Consider the following 19,507-nt stretch of genomic DNA (forward strand, 5'->3'; position numbering starts at 1 on the left):
GAACCCCCCCGCACCCCCGCCTGCAAAAACCGGATAACGCTCTGCACAAAGCGGATATTGCCCCCGCCCACCCAGCCCTAACCTGAGCCTGCCTGAACAATAACAACGGAGGCCCCGGCCATGACCCTGGGTATCGACTACTTGCGTTCCCTGCTCGAAGAAGACCCCGCCAAGGGCGTCTACCGCTGCAAGCGCGAAATGTTCACCGACCCGCGCCTGTTCGAACTGGAGATGAAGCACATCTTCGAAGGCAACTGGGTCTACCTCGCCCACGAAAGCCAGATTCCCGAGAAGAACGACTTCCTGACCACCATGATCGGTCGCCAGTCGATCTTCATCGCGCGCAACAAGGATGGCGTGCTCAATGCCTTCCTCAACGCCTGCAGCCACAAGGGCGCCATGCTCTGCCGGCACAAGTCGGGCAACCGCTCCAGCTACACCTGCCCGTTCCACGGCTGGACCTTCAACAACTCCGGCAAACTGCTCAAGGTCAAGGACCCGGCCGAGGCCGGCTACCCGTCGAGCTTCAACTGCGAAGGCTCCCACGACCTGACTAAGGTCGCCCGCTTCGAGTCCTACCGCGGCTTCCTCTTCGGCAGCCTCAACCCCGACGTGCGCCCGCTGGTGGAGCACCTGGGCGAGTCGGCGAAGATCATCGACATGATCGTCGACCAGTCCCCCGAAGGCCTGGAAGTGCTGCGCGGATCGAGCAGCTACATCTACGAAGGCAACTGGAAGCTCACCGCCGAGAACGGCGCCGACGGCTACCACGTCAGCTCCGTGCACTGGAACTACGCCGCCACCCAGAACCAGCGCAAGCAGCGCGAGGCCGGCGAGGAAGTGAAGACCATGAGCGCCGGCGGCTGGGCCAAGCACGGCGGCGGCTTCTACTCCTTCGAGCATGGCCACATGCTGCTCTGGACGCGCTGGGCCAACCCCGAGGACCGCCCGGCCTTCGAGCGCCGCGAACAGCTCGCCGCCGACTTCGGCCAGGCCCGCGCCGACTGGATGATCCAGAATTCGCGCAACCTCTGCCTGTACCCCAACGTCTACCTGATGGACCAGTTCAGCTCGCAGATCCGCATCGCCCGGCCGATCGACGTCAACCGCACCGAAATCACCATCTACTGCATCGCGCCCAAGGGCGAGAGCCTGGAGGCCCGCGCCCAGCGCATCCGCCAGTACGAGGACTTCTTCAACGTCAGCGGCATGGCCACCCCGGACGACCTGGAGGAGTTCCGCTCCTGCCAGCAGGCCTACCAGGGCAGCGCCGAAGGCTGGAACGACATGTCCCGCGGGGCCGCGCACTGGATCGACGGCGCCGATGCCGCCGCGCAGGAAATCGACCTGCACCCGCAACTGTCCGGCGTGCGCACCGAGGACGAAGGCCTGTTCGTGCTGCAGCACAAGTACTGGCTGCAGGCGATGAGCGAAGCCCTGGCCGCCGAAGAAGCCAGGCGCATTCCGCTCGAGGAGGCCGTGTGATGAGCCGCTACGAAACCGTCCGCGACTTCCTCTACCGCGAAGCCCGCTACCTCGACGACAAGGACTGGGACGCCTGGCTGGAGCTGTACGCCAGCGACGCCAGCTTCTGGATGCCGGCCTGGGACGACCGCGACGAGCTGACCCAGGACCCGCAGCGGGAAATCTCGCTGATCTGGTACGGCAACCGCGGCGGCCTGGAAGACCGCGTGTTCCGCATCAAGACCGAACGCTCCAGCGCGACCATGCCGGACACCCGCACCTCGCACAACATCAGCAACATCGAAGTGCTGGGCGAGGAAGACGGCATCTGCCAGGTGCGCTTCAACTGGCACACCCTGAGCTTCCGCTACAAGACCACCGACAGCTACTTCGGCACCAGCTTCTACACCCTCGACCTGCGTGGCGAGAACCCGCTGATCAAGGCGAAGAAGGTGGTGCTGAAGAACGACTACGTCCGCCAGGTCATCGACATCTACCACATCTGAGGTGGCCGCCATGAGCTATTCGATCGCACTGAACTTCGAAGACGGCGTCACCCGCTTCATCGACGCCAACCCCGGCGAAACCGTCGCCGACGCGGCCTACCGCCAGGGCGTGAACATCCCGCTGGACTGCCGCGACGGCGCCTGCGGCACCTGCAAGTGCTTCGCCGAAGCCGGCCGCTACGACCTGGGCCAGGACTACATCGAGGATGCGCTGAGCGAGGAAGAAGCCGAGCAAGGCTACGTGCTGACCTGCCAGATGCGCGCCGAAAGCGACTGCGTGGTGCGCGTGCCGGCGGCCTCGGACGTCTGCAAGACCCAGCAGGCCAGCTACCAGGCTGCCATCAGCGAGGTGCGCCAGCTGTCCGAGAGCACCATCGCCTTGTCGGTCAAGGGCGAGTCCCTGAGCAAGCTGGCCTTCCTGCCGGGGCAGTACGTCAATCTGCAGGTGCCGGGCAGCGGCCAGAGCCGCGCCTATTCCTTCAGCTCGCTGCAGAAGGGCGGCGAGGTCAGCTTCCTGATCCGCAACGTGCCCGGCGGGCTGATGAGCAGCTTCCTCACCAGCCTGGCCAAGGCCGGCGACAGCCTGGAACTGGCCGGCCCGCTGGGCAGCTTCTACCTGCGCGACATCAAGCGGCCCTTGCTGCTGCTGGCCGGCGGCACGGGCCTGGCGCCCTTCACCGCGATGCTGGAGAAGATCGCCGAGCAGGGCAGCGAACACCCGCTGCACCTGATCTACGGGGTGACCAACGACTTCGACCTGGTGGAACTGGACAAGCTCGAAGCCTTCGCCGCGCGCATCCCCAACTTCAGCTTCAGCGCCTGCGTGGCCAACCCCGAGAGCAGCTACCCGCACAAGGGCTACGTCACCCAGCACATCACGCCTGCGCATCTCAACGAAGGCGAGGTGGACATCTACCTGTGCGGCCCGCCGCCGATGGTCGAGGCGGTGAGCGCGTACATCCGCGAGCAGGGGATTACGCCGGCGAATTTCTACTACGAGAAGTTTGCGGCCAGTGCGGCTTGAACGGGTGGCTAAGAGCCCCTCTCCCTAACCCTCTCCCTGAAGGGAGAGGGGACTGTCCTGAGCTGCTGGTCTGCATGGCTTCAGCCGGAGGTTTCGGCATACACGGAGCTGCCGGTTGAAACCTTGGATGACGCAGGCACGGACAAGCTCCCTCTCCCTTCGGAGCGGGGCGCGCAGCCAGGGCGGGGGGAGAGGGCAGCCAGGCCACGCACGTAATCCCAGGACGCAACCCCAACCGAGGTACCCATGAACAGATTCCCCCACAAAGTCGCCCTGGTCACCGGCGCCGCCCAGGGCATCGGCCGCCGCGTCGCCGAGCGTCTGGCGGAGGAGGGCGCCCGCCTGGTCGCCGTGGACCGCTCCGAGCTGGTCCACGAACTGCAGGACGAACTCGGCCAACACGCCGAAGTGTTGACCCTCACCGCCGACCTGGAGCAATTCGCCGAAGCCCAGCGCGTGGTCAACGAAGCCGTGCAACGCTTCGGCCGCCTGGACATCCTGGTCAACAACGTCGGCGGCACCATCTGGGCCAAGCCCTTCGAGCACTACGCCGAACACGAGATCGAAGCCGAGGTGCGCCGCTCGCTGTTCCCCACCCTGTGGTGCTGCCGCGCCGCCCTGGTGCCGATGCTGGAGCAGGGCGCCGGGGCCATCGTCAACGTCTCCTCCATCGCCACCCGCGGCGTCAACCGCGTGCCCTACGGCGCGGCCAAGGGCGGGGTGAACGCGCTGACCGCCTGCCTGGCCTTCGAGACCGCCGAGCGTGGCGTGCGAGTGAATGCCACCGCGCCGGGCGGCACCGAGGCGCCGCCGCGGCGCATCCCACGCAACACCGCCGAGCAGAGCGCGCAGGAGAAGGTCTGGTACCAGCAGATCGTCGACCAGACCGTGAACAGCAGCCTGATGAAGCGCTACGGCAGCATCGACGAACAGGTCGGCGCCATCCTCTTCCTGGCCTCCGACGAAGCCTCCTACATCACCGGCGTGACCCTGCCGGTAGGCGGTGGCGACCTGGGCTGAAAACCCGACCCGAACCAACCCGTAGGATGGCGTTGAGCGCAGCGATACCCATCACCCGAGGCGATGGGTAGCGCCTCCGGCCCAACGCCATCCTACGCAAAGACGGACCGCCCACGACGCGGCCCCAACGGCTTCTCGCACAACAACAAAAAAGAGAGTGATGCCATGCGGAAAATCGACGTACACGACGTCATCGACAACGCGCGCTTCGGCCGCTTCCACTGGATGGTCATGGCCTGGTGCGCCTTGCTGCTGATCTTCGACGGCTACGACCTGTTCATCTACGGCGTGGTGCTGCCGGTGCTGATGAAGGAGTGGGGCCTGACCCCGCTGCAGGCCGGCGCGCTGGGCAGCTACGCGCTGTTCGGCATGATGGCCGGGGCGCTGTTCTTCGGCCCGCTGGCCGACAAGGTCGGGCGCAAGAAGGGCATCGCCATCTGCTTCGTGCTCTTCTCCGGCTTCACCGTGGTCAACGGTTTCGCCAGCAACCCCACGCAGTTCGGCATCTGCCGCTTCATGGCCGGCCTCGGCATCGGCGGGCTGATGCCCAACGTGGTAGCGCTGATGAACGAATACGCGCCGAGGAAACTGCGCAGCACCCTGGTGGCGGTGATGTTCAGCGGCTACTCGCTGGGCGGCATGCTCTCCGCCGGCGTGGGCATCTACATGCTGCCGCGCTTCGGCTGGGAGGCGATGTTCTTCGCCGCGCTGCTGCCGCTGCTGATGCTGCCGCTGATCCTCTGGCAGTTGCCGGAGTCGGTGGGCTTCCTGTTGCGCCAGGGGCGTACCGAACAGGCCCGCGCCATCCTCCGCCGCATTTCCCCGGAAACCACCCTGGAGGAGGCCGCCGAGCTGCACCTGGGCGAGAGCAAGCCACAGGGCGCGCCGGTGCTTGAGCTGTTCCGCGAGGGTCGCGCGCTGCGCACCCTGATGCTCTGGGTGGCGTTCTTCTGCTGCCTGCTGATGGTCTACGCGCTCAGCTCCTGGCTGCCGAAGCTGATGGCCAACGCCGGCTACAGCCTGGGTTCGAGCCTGTCGTTCCTGCTGGCGCTGAACTTCGGCGGCATGTTCGGGGCCATCTTCGGCGGCTGGCTGGGCGACCGCTTCAACCTGCCCAAGGTGGTGGCGCTGTTTTTCGTCGCCGCTGCCGTTTCCATCACTCTGCTGGGCTTCAACACGCCGATGCCGGTGCTCTACCTGCTGATCGGCATCGCCGGGGCCACCACCATCGGCACGCAGATCCTGCTCTACGCCACCGCCGCGCAGTTCTACGGCCTGGCCATCCGCTCCACCGGCCTGGGCTGGGCCTCGGGCATCGGCCGCAACGGCGCCATCGTCGGCCCGCTGCTGGGCGGCTCGCTGCTGGCCATCGAGCTGCCGCTGCACCTGAACTTCATGGCCTTCGCCATCCCCGGCGCGCTGGCGGCCCTGGCCATGTACCTGGTCAGCCGCAGCGAGCGGGTGCTCGCGCCCCTGGCCGAAGCCCGGGCCTGAACCGACAACGGAAGGGCGGGGCCGGCCACTCCGGCACCCGCCGCAGGCTTCCGCGCTGACGGGAGCCAAGGAGGGAACAGCATGCAACGCAGAGATTTCATGACCGGTGCCGCGGCCTTGTTCGCCGGCTTGTTGCTCGGCAGGAACGCGCTGGCCGCCAGCGTGAAGCAAGGGCAGGCGGCGCTCGCGCTGCCGGATGCGCCGCTGTGGCAATGGCAGGCCAGCGAGCTGGCCGCCGGCATCGCCAGCGGCGCCATCAGCAGCCGGGAGGCGGTGGAAAGCTGCCTCGGGCGCATCGCCGAGGCCAACCCCGGGCTCAAGGCGGTGGTCCACGAGATGCGCGACGAGGCCCTGCGCGCGGCGCAGCGCGCCGACCAGCGGCGGGGTAGCGACGCGCTGCCGCCGCTGCACGGGGTGCCGGTCACCGTCAAGGTCAACCAGAACGTCGCCGGCCAGCCCAACACCAACGGGCTGCTGGCGCGCCGCGACAACATCGCCGCCGACAACAGCCCGGTGGTGCAGAACCTGCTGGACAACGGCGCGGTCATCATCGGCCTGACCAGCACGCCGGAGTTCTCCTTCCGCTGGTACACCGAAAGCCCGCTGTACGGCCGCACGCTGAACCCCTGGCGCGCCGACATCACCCCGGGCGGCTCCAGCGGCGGCGCGGCCTCGGCCGTGGCCGCGGGCATGTGCCCGATCGCCCACGGCAACGACATCGCCGGCTCCATCCGCTACCCGGCCTATGCCTGCGGCGTGGTCGGCCTGCGCCCCAGCGTCGGGCGCATTCCCCCCGGGCTCGGCCTGGGCTTCGCCGGTCAGCAGATCGCCACCCAGGGGCCGCTGGCGCGCAGCGTGGCCGATGCGCGCCTGGCCTTCCTGGCGATGGCCAGCAGCGGCGGCGCCGACCCCAACTGGGTGAGCCCCGTGGCGTCGCCCGAGGCGCGCGAGAAGCGGGTGGTCGGCCTGGTCAACGAACTGCCCGGCATCCCCCTCGACGCTTCGGTGCGGGACAACCTGGCGGCGGTGGCGAAGATGCTCGAGGACGCCGGCTACCGCGTCGAGCCGGTGAGCCTGCCGGACCACGAGCTGGCCACCCAGACCTGGCTGCGCATCGTCATGACCGAGATCCGCCTGCAACTGCTGCCGGTCATGCGGCGCGAGGGCAGCGAGGCGCTGCAGGCGGCCGTGCAGGGCATGCTGGAGGCGACGCCGGAGACCGGCCTGGACGAATACGTCGTCGCGCTGGCCACCCGCAACAACCTGCGGGTGAAGTGGCGCGCGCTGTTCCAGCGCTACGACGCGCTGATCGCCCCGGTGTCCGCCAGCGCGCCGCTGCCCTGGGGCCTGGATGCCCAGGGCGGCGCGGCCATGGCACAGATCATGCGCCAGCAGGCGATCCTGATGAGCGTCGCGCTCAGTGGCCTGCCGGCGCTCAGCGTGCCCAGCGGCCTGCAGGGCGAGCGCCTGCCGGCCGGCGTGCAGGTCATCGCCGACCACTACCGCGAGGACCGCTGCTTCCAGGTGGCCGCCGTGATCGAGGCGGCGGCGCGGATGCCGCGCGCCTATCAGACCGGGCCCGTCTGAGCGCCCATGCCAGACGACAACAACAATGAAGAGGCATGACCCGATGCACATAAGCGAAACCCGGGCCCGGCGCTTCGCCGGCCCCCTGGCGCTGCTGGCGCCCTTCACCGCCGAACTGGCCCTGGCCGACGAGCGCCGCCTGTTCGAAGATAGCTCGCTGGTGCTGAACACCCGCCACTGGTATTCCCATGAAATCGCCCGCAAGGACAGCTACTTCCGGGTGCCCGACGACGAGGGCGGGCGCCCGGTGCGCGACCGCGTGGCCTGGCTGCAGGGCCTGAAGCTCGACTACCGGTCCGGCTACAGCCAGGGCGAGCAGGGCCTGGGCATGGACTTCTCGCTGTACGGCGCGGTGGCCCTGGAACGCAGCCGCGAAGCGGTGGCCGGCGGCAGCACCCGCCTGCTGGTGGAGCGCGACGGCGAGGTGGTGGACCAGTGGGGCAAGGTGGGCATCGCCGCGCTCAAGCTGAAAGCCGGCGAAACCGAGGCGAAGCTCGGCCGCCAGCAGATCCGCACGCCGGTGATGAGCTACGCCGACACCCGCACCCTGCCGGCCTCCTTCGATGGCTTCTCGCTGGAGAGCCATGACCTGCCCGGGCTGACCTTCAAGGCCGGGCACTTCCAGCGCGCCACGCCGCGCACCGGCGCCGGCAGCCAGGACCTGAGCCTGACCTTCGCCACGCGCCTGGTGGAAAGCGACTGGATCGCCTATGCCGGCGGCGACTACCGCCTCGGCGAGCGGGGCCGGGCCAGCCTCTACCTGTCGCGTTTCGACGACATCTGGGACCGCACCTACGCCGGCTGGGCGCAGCGCTACCGCCTGGGCGAGCTGGACCTGGGCCTGCGCCTGGACTTCTACGACACCCGCTCCAGCGGCCGCGAGAACGCCGGGCGCATCGGCCAGCGGGCCTATGGCGCGAGCGTCGCGCCGGGCTACGCCAACCACACGTTGAAGCTGGCCTTCCAGCAGATCGACGGCGACGAGTACTTCGACTTTCCCGCCGAGTCCAACGCCTTCGACCTGCCCAACGCCATGCTCTCGTACTACAACGGGCCCAACGAGCGCTCCTTCCAGGTCAGCTACGGCACCGACTGGACGCCCTACGGCCTGCCGGGCTTCAAGAGCCTGTTCTGGTACGTCAAGGGCTGGGGCATCGACGGCAGCGGCTACGACGGCGGTCCCCGCGCGGCCTACAACTCGGTGCTGGGGCAGAAGGGCGAGAGCCACTACGAGGTCGGCGGCCTGTTCAGCTACGCCGTGCAATCCGGGCCGCTGCGCGGCGTCGGCCTGTCGACCGGCTACATCTGGCACCGCGCCAGCGCGGGGCAGATCGAGGGCAACCTGGAGGAGTTCCGCCTGATCATCGACGCGCCCCTGAGGCTGCTCTGAGTGGCATGCTCAGTGGTTGACCTGCTCGATCAGCGCCAGGCAGCGCTGGACCATGGCGCTGACATCGCCGGCGCGGCGGCTGAGGACGATCGGCGACACCGCCTCGGGTTCCAGCACGGCGACGTAGCCGATGTCCGGGCGGTGCTGCTGCTGCACCGAGGCCGGCACCAGGGCCACGCCCAGGCCGGCGGCGACCAGGCCGATGGCGGTCTGCAGCTCGTTGGCCCACTGCGCCACGCGGATGCCCAGGCCGTGGTTGGCGAACAGCGCCAGCACGTGGTCGGCATAGCTCGGCCGCGGGTTGGCCGGGTACAGCACGAAGGGCTCGCGGGACAGCCGCTGCAGGCTCACCGGCGCGCCCAGCAGCGGGTGCCCGGTGGGCAGCACCGCCACCAGCGGGTCCTCGCGCAGCACCTGCTGGTGGATGGCCGGGTCGTCGAAACGCATGCGCCCGAAGCCGATGTCGATGCGCCCGCTCTTCAGCGCCTCGACCTGCTGCAGGGTGGTCATTTCCTGCAAGCCCAGCTCCAGCTCGGCGTCGCCGCGCAGCTCGCGGATCAGCTCCGGCAGCACCGCGTAGAGCGTCGAAGGCGCGAAGCCGATGCCCAGCCACTGGCGCTGGCCCAGGCCGATGCGGCGGGTGTTGTCGCAGATGTTCTGCAGCTGTTCCAGCAGGGTGCCGCTCTGCTCGTAGAAGAAGCGCCCGGCCTCGGTCAGGCGCAGCGGCCGGCCGCGTTCCAGCAGCTCGACGCCGAGCAGTTCCTCCAGCTGCTGGATCTGCCGGCTCAACGGCGGCTGGGCGATGTGCAGGCGCTCGGCGGCGCGGGTGAAGTTGAGGGTTTCGGCGACCGCCTGGAAGTACCGCAGGTGTCGAAGCTCCATGATACCTCCAGGGTATGGAACGAGAGGGCAATGATATTGGACTGCTCGCCACCGCTGGCGCAATCCTTCGGTGTGCAACAAAAGACCTGGAAGGTATCGGCCGCACCAGACGGCCGGGCCTCGACAAGCAGCCTAGCGTGATATGGAACCCGAGATGACCCAAGCCCTGATCGAACGCCTCGAAGCGATCATCGTCGACCTGCCGACCATCCGCCCGCACAAGCTGGCGATGCACACCATGCAGCAGCAGACCCTGGTGATCCTGCGCCTGCGCTGCAGCGACGGCATCGAGGGCCTCGGCGAGGCCACCACCATCGGTGGCCTGGCCTATGGCAACGAAAGCCCGGAAAGCATCAAGGCCAACCTGGAGGCGCACTTCGCGCCGCTGCTGATCGGCCAGGACGCCTGCAACATCAACGCCGCCATGCAGCGTCTGGACAAGGCCATCAAGGGCAACACCTTCGCCCGCTCGGCGGTGGAAACCGCGCTGCTCGACGCCCAGGGCAAGCGCCTGGGCCTGGCCGTCAGCGAACTGCTCGGCGGCCGCGTGCGCGACGGCCTGGAAGTGGCCTGGACGCTGGCCAGCGGCGACACCGCCCGCGACATCGAGGAAGCCGAGCGCATGCTCGACCTGCGCCGCCACCGCATCTTCAAGCTGAAGATCGGCGCCCATGCGCTGGAGCAGGACCTCAAGCACGTGGTGGCGATCAAGCGCGCCCTGGGCGAGCGCGCCAGCGTGCGCGTGGACGTCAACCAGTACTGGGACGAATCCCAGGCCATCCGCGGCTGCCAGGTGCTCGGCGAGAACGGCATCGACCTCGTCGAGCAGCCCATCTCGCGGATCAACCGCGCCGGCCAGGTGCGCCTGAACCTGCGCAGCCCGGCGCCGATCATGGCCGACGAATCCATCGAGAGCGTCGAGGACGCCTTCAGCCTGGCCGCCGACGGCGCCGCCAGCATCTTCGCCCTGAAGATCGCCAAGAACGGTGGCCCGCGCGCCGTGCTGCGCACCGCGCAGATCGCCGAGGCGGCCGGCATCGCCCTGTACGGCGGGACCATGCTCGAAGGCGCCATCGGCACCCTGGCCTCGGCCCACGCCTTCCTCACCCTCAAGCAGCTGACCTGGCACACCGAACTGTTTGGCCCGCTGCTGCTGACCGAGGAGATCGTCAGCGAGCCGCCGGTGTACCGCGACTTCCAACTGCTGGTGCCCAACGCCCCGGGCCTCGGCCTGAGCCTGGACGAGGAGCGCCTCAAGCGCTTCCGCCGCCCCTGAATTCCGCTGCCCCTGATTTCGAGAGAGGAGAAGCCCCATGCTGTTCCACGTGAAGATGACGGTGAAACTGCCCGTCGACATGGACCCGGCCCGCGCCGCCCAGCTCAAGGCCGACGAGAAGGAACTGGCCCAGCGCCTGCAGCGCGAGGGCAAGTGGCGCCATCTGTGGCGCATCGCCGGGCACTACGCCAACTACAGCGTCTTCGACGTCGCCAGCGTCGAGGAACTGCACGACACCCTGATGCAACTGCCGCTGTTCCCCTACATGGACATCGAGGTCGACGGGCTCTGCCGCCATCCGTCCTCCATCCATGCCGATGACCGCTGAGCCCTGAACCCCAACGACGAAACCCTTGTATAAGAACAAGACGAGGTGAACATCATGACCGTGAAGATTTCCCAGACTGCCGAGATCCAGAAGTTCTTCGAAGAAGCCGCCGGCTACGGCAACGACAACGGCAGCCCGCGCCTTAAGCAGATCGTCCTGCGCGTGCTGCAGGACACCGCGAAGATCATCGAGGACCTGGAAGTCACCGACGACGAATTCTGGACCGCCGTGGACTACCTGAACCGCCTGGGCGGCCGCGGCGAAGCCGGCCTGCTGGTGGCGGGCCTGGGCATCGAGCACTTCATCGACCTGCTCAATGACGCCAAGGACGCGCAGATCGGCAAGACCGGCGGCACCCCGCGCACCATCGAAGGCCCGCTGTACGTGGCCGGTGCGCCCATCGTCGAGGGCGAGGCGCGCATGGACGACGGCAGCGAAGACGGCGTGGCCACCGTGATGTTCCTCGAAGGCCAGGTGCTGGACCTGGACGGCAAGCCCATCGCCGGCGCCACCGTCGACCTGTGGCACGCCAACACCAAGGGCAACTACTCCTACTTCGACCAGAGCCAGAGCGAGTACAACCTGCGCCGCCGCATCATCACCGACGCCGAGGGCCGCTACCGCGCCCGCAGCATCGTCCCCAGCGGCTACGGCTGCGACCCGCAGGGCCCGACCCAGGAATGCCTGGACCAGCTCGGCCGCCACGGCCAGCGCCCGGCGCACATCCACTTCTTCATCTCGGCGCCGGGCTACCGCCACCTGACCACCCAGATCAACCTGTCCGGCGACCAGTACCTGTGGGACGACTTCGCCTACGCCACCCGCGACGGCCTGGTCGGCGAAGTGAAGTTCGCCGAGAACGTCCGCGGCATCGACGGCCGCGTGGCCGAGCTGGAATTCAGCTTCCAGCTGCAGAAGGCTGCCAGCGCCGAAGACGAACAGCGCAGCCAGCGCCCGCGTGCGCTGCAGGTGCAGGGCGCCTGAGGCGCTGTCCACTGGGTTCCCGCCTGCGCGGAGACCCAGAAACAGCGTAGGAGCAACTGTCTTGCGCCGAAGCGCTCTTCGTAGGATGGGTTGAGCTTGCGATACCCATCGGACCCTGGCGATGGGTATCGCTTAGCTCAACGCCATCCTACGAAAAGCCGTGCTTCCTGGAACCGTAGGACCTTGTCCGCGATAGCCGGAACCACCGGCGCGAATCGCGGATGAGATCCGCTACGGTGTTACCCCCAGGCATCGTCCCGAGCCGGCTTGCCGGCACGGCGAAGCCTTGCGTGCAGAACAAGAAAAAGTGAGGCGCCATGAAAGACCTCATCCGCGACTTCTCGCTGTCCGCCCTGGTGGCCGGGTTGATCGCCACCCTGATTTCCTACGCCGGCCCCCTGGTGATCATCTTCCAGGCGGCCAAGAGCGCCGGCCTGCCGGACACCGCGGTATCGTCCTGGGTGTGGGCGATCTCCATCGGCAGCGGCGTGCTCGGCATCCTCCTCAGCCTGCGCTACAAGGTGCCGCTGGTGATCGCCTGGTCGGCGCCCGGCTCGGCGCTGCTGGTGGCGCTGCTGCCGGGCATCAGCCTGAACGAGGCGGTGGGCGCCTACCTGGCGTCGAGCCTGATCATCTTCCTGGTGGGCATCTCCGGCGCCTTCGACCGCGTGGTCGGCAAGCTGCCGCCGGCCATCTCCGCGGCTATGCTGGCCGGCATCCTGTTCAGCTTCGGCACCCAGCTGTTCGTCTCGCTGCAGGCCAAGCCGGCGCTGGTGCTGGCGATGTTCGTCGCCTACCTGCTGGGCAAGCGCCTGGCGCCGCGCTACGCGGTGGCCCTGGTGCTGCTGGTGGGCTGTGCCATGGCCATCGGCGGCGGCGAGCTGAACGCCTCGGCGCTGGTGATCGGCCTGGCCACGCCGCAGTGGATCGCCCCTGAATTCAGCCTCCATGCGCTACTCAACATCGCCCTGCCGCTGGTGGTGGTGGCGCTCACCGGGCAGTTCGTGCCGGGCATCGCCGTGCTGCGCAACGACGGCTACCAGACCCCGGCGCGCCCGCTGATCGCCAGCAGCGCCCTGGGCACCCTGCTGCTGGCGCCCTTCGGCTGCCACGGCCTGAACCTCGCCGCCATCACCGCGGCCATCTGCACCGGCCGCGAGGCCCATGAAGACCCGGCGCGGCGCTACGTCGCCGGGGTGGTGGGCGGCGTCGCCTACCTGCTGCTGGGGCTGTTCGGCGCCACCCTGGTGTCGCTGTTCAGCGCCTTCCCCCGCGAGCTGATCGCCGCGCTGGCCGGCCTTGCGCTGTTCGGCGCCATCGGCGGGGCCCTGGCCGGCGCCATGGGTGTGCCGGAGGACCGCGAGGCGGCGCTGATCACCTTCCTGGTCACCGCCTCGGGCATGTCCTTCCTCGGCCTGTCGGCGGCCTTCTGGGGCCTGATCTTCGGCCTGGCCGCGCACCTGCTGCTGGTGCGCCGCCGCGCTCCTCGACGCGAGGCGCGCGCCGTGCGCGCCTGACCACCGGGCAATGGCAAGCGGGCGCCCGGCCGGGGCGCCCGCCCAAGGCAACACGGCAGCGGAAGCAGGGCAGGGCGGCTGATCGAAGCGGACAGCCCCGGGCCCCCGTCGCCGGTACATGACTCCCCGCCCTGCGCCAAGCCGCGGCCCTCCGGTCGCTCGGCAGGGGATCGCACAACCATAAGAACAAGAGAAAACCATGAGCAATCGCGTATGCGTGACCGCCGTCGCGCTGGGCATCGGCGTGGCCGCCGCCCAGCCGGCGGCCGCGGCCGAAGGGCTGATCGAAGGTGCCAGCGCCACCCTGCAGGCACGCAACTACTACTTCAGCCGCGACTTCTCCGACATCGTCGGGCCCAACCGGCAGTCCAAAGCGGAGGAGTGGGCCCAGGGCTTCATCCTCGACTTCCGTTCCGGCTACACCCCAGGGCCCATCGGCTTCGGCCTGGACGCCATCGGCGTATTGGGCCTGAAGCTGGACAGCAGCCCCGACCGCACCAACAGCGGCCTGCTGCCGGTGGGCGGCGACGGCCGCGCGCCGGACGACTACAGCCGCCTGGGCGTGGCCGGCAAGATGAAGTTCTCGAAGACCGAGCTGAAGATCGGCGAGCTGCAGCCCAACCTGCCGGTGCTGGTGTTCAGCGACATCCGCCTGCTGCCGCCCAGCTACCAGGGCACCTCGCTGACTTCCAGCGAAATCCCCGGGCTGACCTTGCAGGCCGGGCACCTCACCTCCACCCACCTGCGCAACGAGGGCGGCGACGAGAAGATGCTCGCCATGCTCAGCTACCAGCCGCAGCGCCAGGCCGAGAGCGATGCCTTCAACTATGCCGGCGGCGACTACGACTTCAACGCCAAGCGCACCCGCGTCAGCGCCTGGTACGGCCAGCTGGAAGACATCTACAAACAGCGCTTCCTCGGCCTCAAGCACGCGCAGCCGCTGGGCGACTGGGTGCTGGGCGCCAACCTCGGCTACTTCGACGCCAGCGAGGACGGCAAGCACCTGCTCGGCGACATCGACAACCGCGCCTTCTACTCGCTGTTCTCGGCCAGGCATGGCGGGCACACCTTCTACCTCGGCTACCAGGGCATGTTCGGCGACAGCGCCTTCCCCCGGGTGTTCGCCAACGTCTCGCCGCTGGGCAACGAGGTGCCGACCTACGAGTTCGCCTCCACCGACGAGCGCTCCTGGCAGGCGCGCTACGACTACGACTTCGTCGCCCTCGGCGTGCCCGGCCTGACCACCACCCTGCGCTACATCAGCGGCGACAACGTCGACACCGGGCAGGGCTTCGAGGGCAAGGACCGCGAGCGCGACCTGGACATCGGCTACACCGTGCAGAGCGGCCCGGTGGCCGGGCTCAACGTGCGCGTGCGCAACGTCATGGCGCGCTCCAACTACCGCAGCGACATCGACGAGAACCGCCTGATCCTCAGCTACACCTGGAAGCTGTTCTGAACCCATCCCGAGGGTGCTTGGCCCCCTGTCTGCCCCGGCTACCGGGGCGGATGGAGGGGGGCGCCCGAGGGTATTTCCGGTATTCCTGTAAGGGATACCTGAGAGCGCTTTTTTGATTATCCGCTTATAGGCGGCCTCCCTAGACTCGGCGAAAAACAAGCCTATGCAGGAGGTCGCCGTGTCCCATTCCTTGCTCCGCCACTACATCGCCGGAGCTTTCGTAGCCAGCAGCCGCACCTTCGACAACGTCTCCCCGGTGGATGGCCGCGTCCTCGGCCAGGTCTGCGAGGCCGGCGAGGTGGAGGTCGATGCCGCGGTCAGCGCCGCCGCGCAGGCGCAGAACGGCCCCTGGGCCAGCTACAGCGCCGCCCAGCGCGCCGAGCTGCTGGAACGCATCGCCGACGGCATCGAGCGGCGCTTCGAAGACTTCGTCGCCGCCGAGGTGGCCGACACCGGCCGCCCCGTGCACCAGGCCCGCAGCCTCGACGTGGCCCGTGGCGTGCAGAACTTCCGTACCTTCGCCGACCTGGTGCGCCAGGGCGGCAGCGAGTTCTTCGAGATGCGCACCGGCGACGGCAGCGACGTGTTCAGCTACACGGTGCGCAAGCCCCATGGCGTGGTGGCGATCATCTCGCCGTGGAACCTGCCGCTGCTGCTGCTCACCTGGAAGGTCGCGCCGGCCCTGGCCTGCGGCAATTCGGTGGTGGTCAAGCCCTCGGAAGACACGCCCTCCAGCGCCACCCTGCTGGCCGAGGTGATGCACGAGGTGGGCGTGCCCGCCGGGGCCTTCAACCTGGTCCATGGCTTCGGGCCGAACTCCGCCGGCGAGTTCCTCACCCGCCACCCGGAAGTCGACGCCATCACCTTCACCGGCGAGTCGCGCACCGGCTCGACCATCATGCGCGCCGCCGCCGAAGGCGTGCGCGAAGTCTCCTTCGAACTGGGCGGCAAGAACGCCGCGGTGGTCTTCGCCGATTGCGATTTCGATGCTGCCGTGGCCGGGGTGCTGCGTTCCAGCTTCACCAACTCCGGGCAGGTCTGCCTGTGCTCCGAGCGCGTCTACGTCGAGCGGCCGATCTACGAGCGCTTCGTCGCCGCGCTCAAGGCGGGCGCCGAGAAACTGAAGATCGGCTACCCCGACGAAGATGGCGTGAACATGGGCTCGCTGATCTCCCACAAGCACCGCGACAAGGTGCTGGGCTACTTCCAGCTGGCCCGCGAGGAGGGCGCCACCGTGGTCAGCGGCGGCGGCGTGCCGAAGTTCGGCGATGCGCGCGACAACGGCGCCTTCGTCCAGCCGACCATCTGGACCGGCCTCGCCGACGACGCCCGCTGCATGCGCGAGGAAGTCTTCGGCCCGCTCTGCCACGTCGCGCCCTTCGACAGCGACGAGGAAGTGCTGCGCCGCGTCAACGACTCCGCCTACGGCCTGGCCGCCTCGCTGTGGACCCGCGACCTGGGCCGTGCGCACCGCGTCTCGCGGCGCATTCACGTGGGCATGGTGTGGGTCAACACCTGGTTCCTGCGCGACCTGCGCACGCCCTTCGGCGGCGCCCGGCTGTCCGGCCTGGGCCGCGAGGGCGGCCGCCACTCGCTGGATTTCTATTCCGAACTCACCACCATCTGCGTCAACCCCTGAGGCCAGGAGAAGCCCATGCATCCAGCCATCGCCGAAGCCGCCGCGCGCCTGCGCCAGGCCCGTGAACAGGGCCAGCCGTGCGCGCCGGTGCGCGACCTCGTCCAGCAGGCCGCCAACGAACAGGGGGCCGCTGCCCTTGACCTGGCCTACGCCGTACAGCAACGCAACAACGTCGCCGACATCGCCGCCGGCTGGCGCCCGGTGGGCCACAAGATCGGCCTGACCTCCCGCGCCGTGCAGCGCCAGCTGGGCGTCGACCAACCGGACTTCGGCCGCCTGTTCGCCCAGATGGCTCGCGGCGACGGCCAGCCCATCGCCTGGGCGGACTGCCAGCAGCCCAAGGTGGAGGCGGAAATCGCCCTGGTGCTGGAACACGACCTGTGCCACGAGCGCCACACCCTGGCCGACATCATCCGCGCCACCGCCTTCGCCCTGCCGGCCATCGAGGTCGTCGGCAGCCGTGTCGCCAACTGGGACATCAGCCTGCTCGACACCGTGGCGGACAACGCCTCCTCCGGGCTCTTCGTCCTCGGCAGCCGCCCGGTGCGCCTGGACCGGCTGGACCTGGTGAACTGCGGCATGAGCCTGAGCCTGCGCGGCGAGCCGGTATCCGTCGGCGCCGGCGCTGCCTGCCTGGACAACCCGCTGAACGCCGCGCTCTGGCTGGCCGACACCATGGCCCGCCTGGGCGAGCCGCTGCGCGCCGGCGACGTAGTGCTCACCGGCGCCCTGGGGCCGATGGTGGCGGTGCGCCCAGGCGATGTATTCAGCGCCGAAATCCAGGGGTTGGGGCGCGTTACTGCAGCCTTCCAGGGCTAAGAGCCGAAAAAAGCGCTGAAGGCTGGAGGCTGAACGACAAGCGATCCCTGCCACGGCTGAGGTCGGTGCTCTTTCGTCCAGCCTCCAGCCTCCAGCGCTCTTAATCGAGCTCTTTGCTCTTGATCGAATGCTTTTCGAGGGGTGTTTATGAGTAAGAAGAGAAAAGCCGCCATCATCGGTTCCGGCAACATCGGCACCGACCTGATGATCAAGATCCTGCGCAACGCGCAGCATCTGGAAATGGCCGCCATGGTCGGTATCGACCCGGCCTCCGACGGTCTGGCCCGCGCCGCCCGCATGGGCGTGGCCACCACCCACGAGGGTGTCGAAGGGCTGGTGAAACTGCCGGTGTTCGCCGACATCGACTTCGTTTTCGATGCCACTTCCGCCAGCGCCCACGTGAAGAACGACGCCTTCCTGCTCGGCGTGAAGCCCGGGCTGCGGATGATCGACCTGACCCCGGCCGCGATTGGTCCCTATTGCGTGCCGGTGGTCAACCTGGAGCAGCACCTCACGGCCAGCAACGTGAACATGGTGACCTGCGGTGGGCAGGCGACCATTCCGATGGTGGCTGCCGTGTCCCGTGTGGCCAAGGTCCACTACGCGGAAATCATCGCTTCCATCGCTTCGAAATCCGCCGGTCCCGGCACCCGCGCCAATATCGACGAATTCACCGAGACCACTTCGAAAGCCATCGAAGTGATCGGCGGGGCGGCGAAGGGCAAGGCGATCATCATCATGAACCCGGCCGAGCCGCCGCTGATCATGCGCGACACCGTGTACGTGCTGAGCGAAGCGGTGGACCCCTCCAAGGTCGAGGCCAGCATCGAGGAAATGGCCGCCGCCGTGCAGGCCTACGTCCCCGGCTATCGCCTGAAGCAGAAGGTCCAGTTCGACCTGGTGACCGACCTGAACATCCCCGGCCACGGCAGCTTCAGCGGCCTGAAGACCTCGGTGTTCCTCGAAGTGGAAGGCGCCGCCCACTACCTGCCGGCCTACGCCGGCAACCTCGACATCATGACCTCCGCCGCGCTGGCCACCGCCGAGCGCATGGCGCAGGCAATGGGGGCTTCGGCATGAGCCAGAAACTCTATATCTCCGATGTGACGCTGCGCGATGGCATGCATGCGATCCGTCACCAGTACAGCCTGGAAGACGTGCGGGCCATCGCCGCCGCCCTTGACCTGGCCAAGGTGGACTCCATCGAAGTGGCTCATGGCGATGGTCTGCAAGGCTCGTCTTTCAACTATGGTTTCGGCGCCCACACCGATCTGGAATGGATCGAAGCGGCGGCGGACGTGGTGAAGCACGCCAAGATCGCCACGCTGCTGCTGCCGGGCATCGGCACCATCCATGACCTGAAGAACGCCTACAACGCCGGCGCTCGCGTGGTGCGCGTGGCGACCCACTGCACCGAGGCCGATGTCTCCAAGCAGCACATCGAATATGCCCGCGAGCTGGGCATGGACACCGTCGGCTTCCTGATGATGAGCCACATGCAGACGCCCGAAGGTCTCGCTCAGCAGGCCAAGCTGATGGAAAGCTACGGCGCCACCTGCATCTACGTGGTCGATTCCGGCGGCGCGATGAACATGGACGATATCCGCGCGCGCTTCCGTGCCGTGAAAGCCGTGCTCAAGCCTGAAACCGAAACCGGCATCCACGCCCACCACAACCTCAGCCTCGGTGTGGCGAACTCCATCGCCGCGGTGGAGGAGGGCTGCAACCGCATCGATGCCAGCCTGGCGGGCATGGGTGCGGGAGCGGGCAACGCGCCGCTGGAAGTCTTCATCGCCGCTGCGGACAAGCTCGGCTGGAACCATGGCACCGACCTCTATGCGCTGATGGACGCCGCCGACGATCTGGTGCGCCCACTGCAGGACCGCCCGGTACGCGTCGATCGCGAAACCCTGGCCCTGGGCTATGCCGGCGTCTACTCCAGCTTCCTGCGCCACGCCGAAGTGGCCTCGGCCAAGTACGGAATCAAGGCGGTGGACATCCTCGTCGAACTGGGCAAACGCCGCATGGTCGGTGGCCAGGAAGACATGATCGTCGACGTGGCCCTGGACCTGCTGGCCGCCCGCGCCTGACCTCGACCTCGACTGTAGGAGCAGGCCC

Annotated in this window: 17 protein-coding genes; 16 read left to right on the forward strand and 1 reads right to left on the reverse strand. The window is 68.2% G+C overall.

Translation table 11 applies throughout. The annotated features are described in order from the left end of the window. Positions 1-120: 120 nt before the first annotated feature. From benA to RN02_RS20060, 7 genes are all read left to right on the forward strand, one after another. A complete protein-coding gene (benA, locus tag RN02_RS20030) occupies positions 121-1,485 on the forward strand; it encodes a benzoate 1,2-dioxygenase large subunit (protein ID WP_043316193.1) in 1,365 nt (454 codons plus the stop codon). Then, the gene (gene benB / locus RN02_RS20035; RefSeq protein WP_043266782.1) at positions 1,485-1,970 is read left to right on the forward strand and encodes a benzoate 1,2-dioxygenase small subunit; all 486 of its coding nucleotides are present in this window, start codon (positions 1,485-1,487) and stop codon (positions 1,968-1,970) included. The genes benA and benB overlap by 1 nt, the downstream gene beginning before the upstream one ends. Before the next feature lie 10 nt (positions 1,971-1,980). Next, positions 1,981-2,994 carry a benzoate 1,2-dioxygenase electron transfer component BenC gene (gene benC / locus RN02_RS20040; protein ID WP_043316195.1) on the forward strand — a complete coding sequence of 338 codons (1,014 nt, stop codon included), beginning with the start codon at positions 1,981-1,983 and terminating at the stop codon, positions 2,992-2,994. Between the two features lie 246 nt (positions 2,995-3,240). Beyond that, positions 3,241-4,014, forward strand: coding sequence for a 1,6-dihydroxycyclohexa-2,4-diene-1-carboxylate dehydrogenase (locus RN02_RS20045; protein WP_043266779.1), 774 nt, complete (start codon positions 3,241-3,243; stop codon positions 4,012-4,014). Positions 4,015-4,179: 165 nt separating this feature from the next. Beyond that, positions 4,180-5,508: an MFS transporter gene (locus RN02_RS20050; RefSeq protein ID WP_043266778.1), complete on the forward strand. Its 1,329-nt coding sequence runs from the start codon at positions 4,180-4,182 to the stop codon at positions 5,506-5,508. A gap of 81 nt (positions 5,509-5,589) precedes the next feature. Next, positions 5,590-7,095, forward strand: a complete 1,506-nt coding sequence (locus RN02_RS20055; protein ID WP_082033840.1) for an amidase — start codon at positions 5,590-5,592, stop codon at positions 7,093-7,095. Positions 7,096-7,138: 43 nt separating this feature from the next. Continuing rightward, positions 7,139-8,485, forward strand: coding sequence for an OprD family outer membrane porin (locus tag RN02_RS20060; protein ID WP_043266776.1), 1,347 nt, complete (start codon positions 7,139-7,141; stop codon positions 8,483-8,485). Positions 8,486-8,494: 9 nt separating this feature from the next. Here RN02_RS20060 and RN02_RS20065 read toward each other — a convergent pair whose 3' ends face one another. Then, positions 8,495-9,367 (reverse strand): LysR family transcriptional regulator, encoded by an 873-nt coding sequence (locus tag RN02_RS20065; RefSeq protein ID WP_043266775.1) that lies wholly within the window; start codon positions 9,365-9,367, stop codon positions 8,495-8,497. A gap of 154 nt (positions 9,368-9,521) precedes the next feature. Between RN02_RS20065 and RN02_RS20070 the strand changes: the two genes are divergently transcribed. The 9 genes from RN02_RS20070 to mhpE all read left to right on the forward strand — a co-directional run bounded on the left by RN02_RS20070 (position 9,522) and on the right by mhpE (position 19,479). Then, on the forward strand, positions 9,522-10,643 hold the full coding sequence (locus RN02_RS20070; RefSeq protein WP_043266773.1) for a muconate cycloisomerase family protein: 1,122 nt from the start codon (positions 9,522-9,524) through the stop codon (positions 10,641-10,643). A gap of 37 nt (positions 10,644-10,680) precedes the next feature. Next, a complete protein-coding gene (gene catC, locus RN02_RS20075; RefSeq protein ID WP_009619311.1) occupies positions 10,681-10,971 on the forward strand; it encodes a muconolactone Delta-isomerase in 291 nt (96 codons plus the stop codon). A gap of 54 nt (positions 10,972-11,025) precedes the next feature. Further along, complete coding sequence (gene catA, locus RN02_RS20080; RefSeq protein ID WP_043267893.1) at positions 11,026-11,955, forward strand: catechol 1,2-dioxygenase; 930 nt, start codon at positions 11,026-11,028, stop codon at positions 11,953-11,955. 317 nt (positions 11,956-12,272) lie between these two features. After that, positions 12,273-13,472 (forward strand): benzoate/H(+) symporter BenE family transporter, encoded by a 1,200-nt coding sequence (locus RN02_RS20085; protein ID WP_009619315.1) that lies wholly within the window; start codon positions 12,273-12,275, stop codon positions 13,470-13,472. A gap of 199 nt (positions 13,473-13,671) precedes the next feature. Then, on the forward strand, positions 13,672-14,931 hold the full coding sequence (locus RN02_RS20090) for an OprD family porin (protein WP_043316196.1): 1,260 nt from the start codon (positions 13,672-13,674) through the stop codon (positions 14,929-14,931). Between the two features lie 163 nt (positions 14,932-15,094). Beyond that, the gene (locus RN02_RS20095) at positions 15,095-16,570 is read left to right on the forward strand and encodes a 2-hydroxymuconic semialdehyde dehydrogenase (RefSeq protein WP_043316198.1); all 1,476 of its coding nucleotides are present in this window, start codon (positions 15,095-15,097) and stop codon (positions 16,568-16,570) included. Between the two features lie 15 nt (positions 16,571-16,585). Further along, positions 16,586-17,389 (forward strand): 2-keto-4-pentenoate hydratase, encoded by an 804-nt coding sequence (locus tag RN02_RS20100; protein ID WP_043316200.1) that lies wholly within the window; start codon positions 16,586-16,588, stop codon positions 17,387-17,389. A 147-nt stretch (positions 17,390-17,536) separates the two neighbouring features. Next, positions 17,537-18,469 (forward strand): acetaldehyde dehydrogenase (acetylating), encoded by a 933-nt coding sequence (locus RN02_RS20105; protein ID WP_043316201.1) that lies wholly within the window; start codon positions 17,537-17,539, stop codon positions 18,467-18,469. Beyond that, positions 18,466-19,479, forward strand: coding sequence for a 4-hydroxy-2-oxovalerate aldolase (gene mhpE / locus RN02_RS20110; RefSeq protein ID WP_043316203.1), 1,014 nt, complete (start codon positions 18,466-18,468; stop codon positions 19,477-19,479). The genes RN02_RS20105 and mhpE overlap by 4 nt, the downstream gene beginning before the upstream one ends. Positions 19,480-19,507: the final 28 nt, after the last annotated feature.

Source organism: Pseudomonas sp. PI1 (genome assembly GCF_000812405.1).
In the GTDB taxonomy this organism is placed as follows: Bacteria; Pseudomonadota; Gammaproteobacteria; order Pseudomonadales; family Pseudomonadaceae; genus Pseudomonas; species Pseudomonas citronellolis.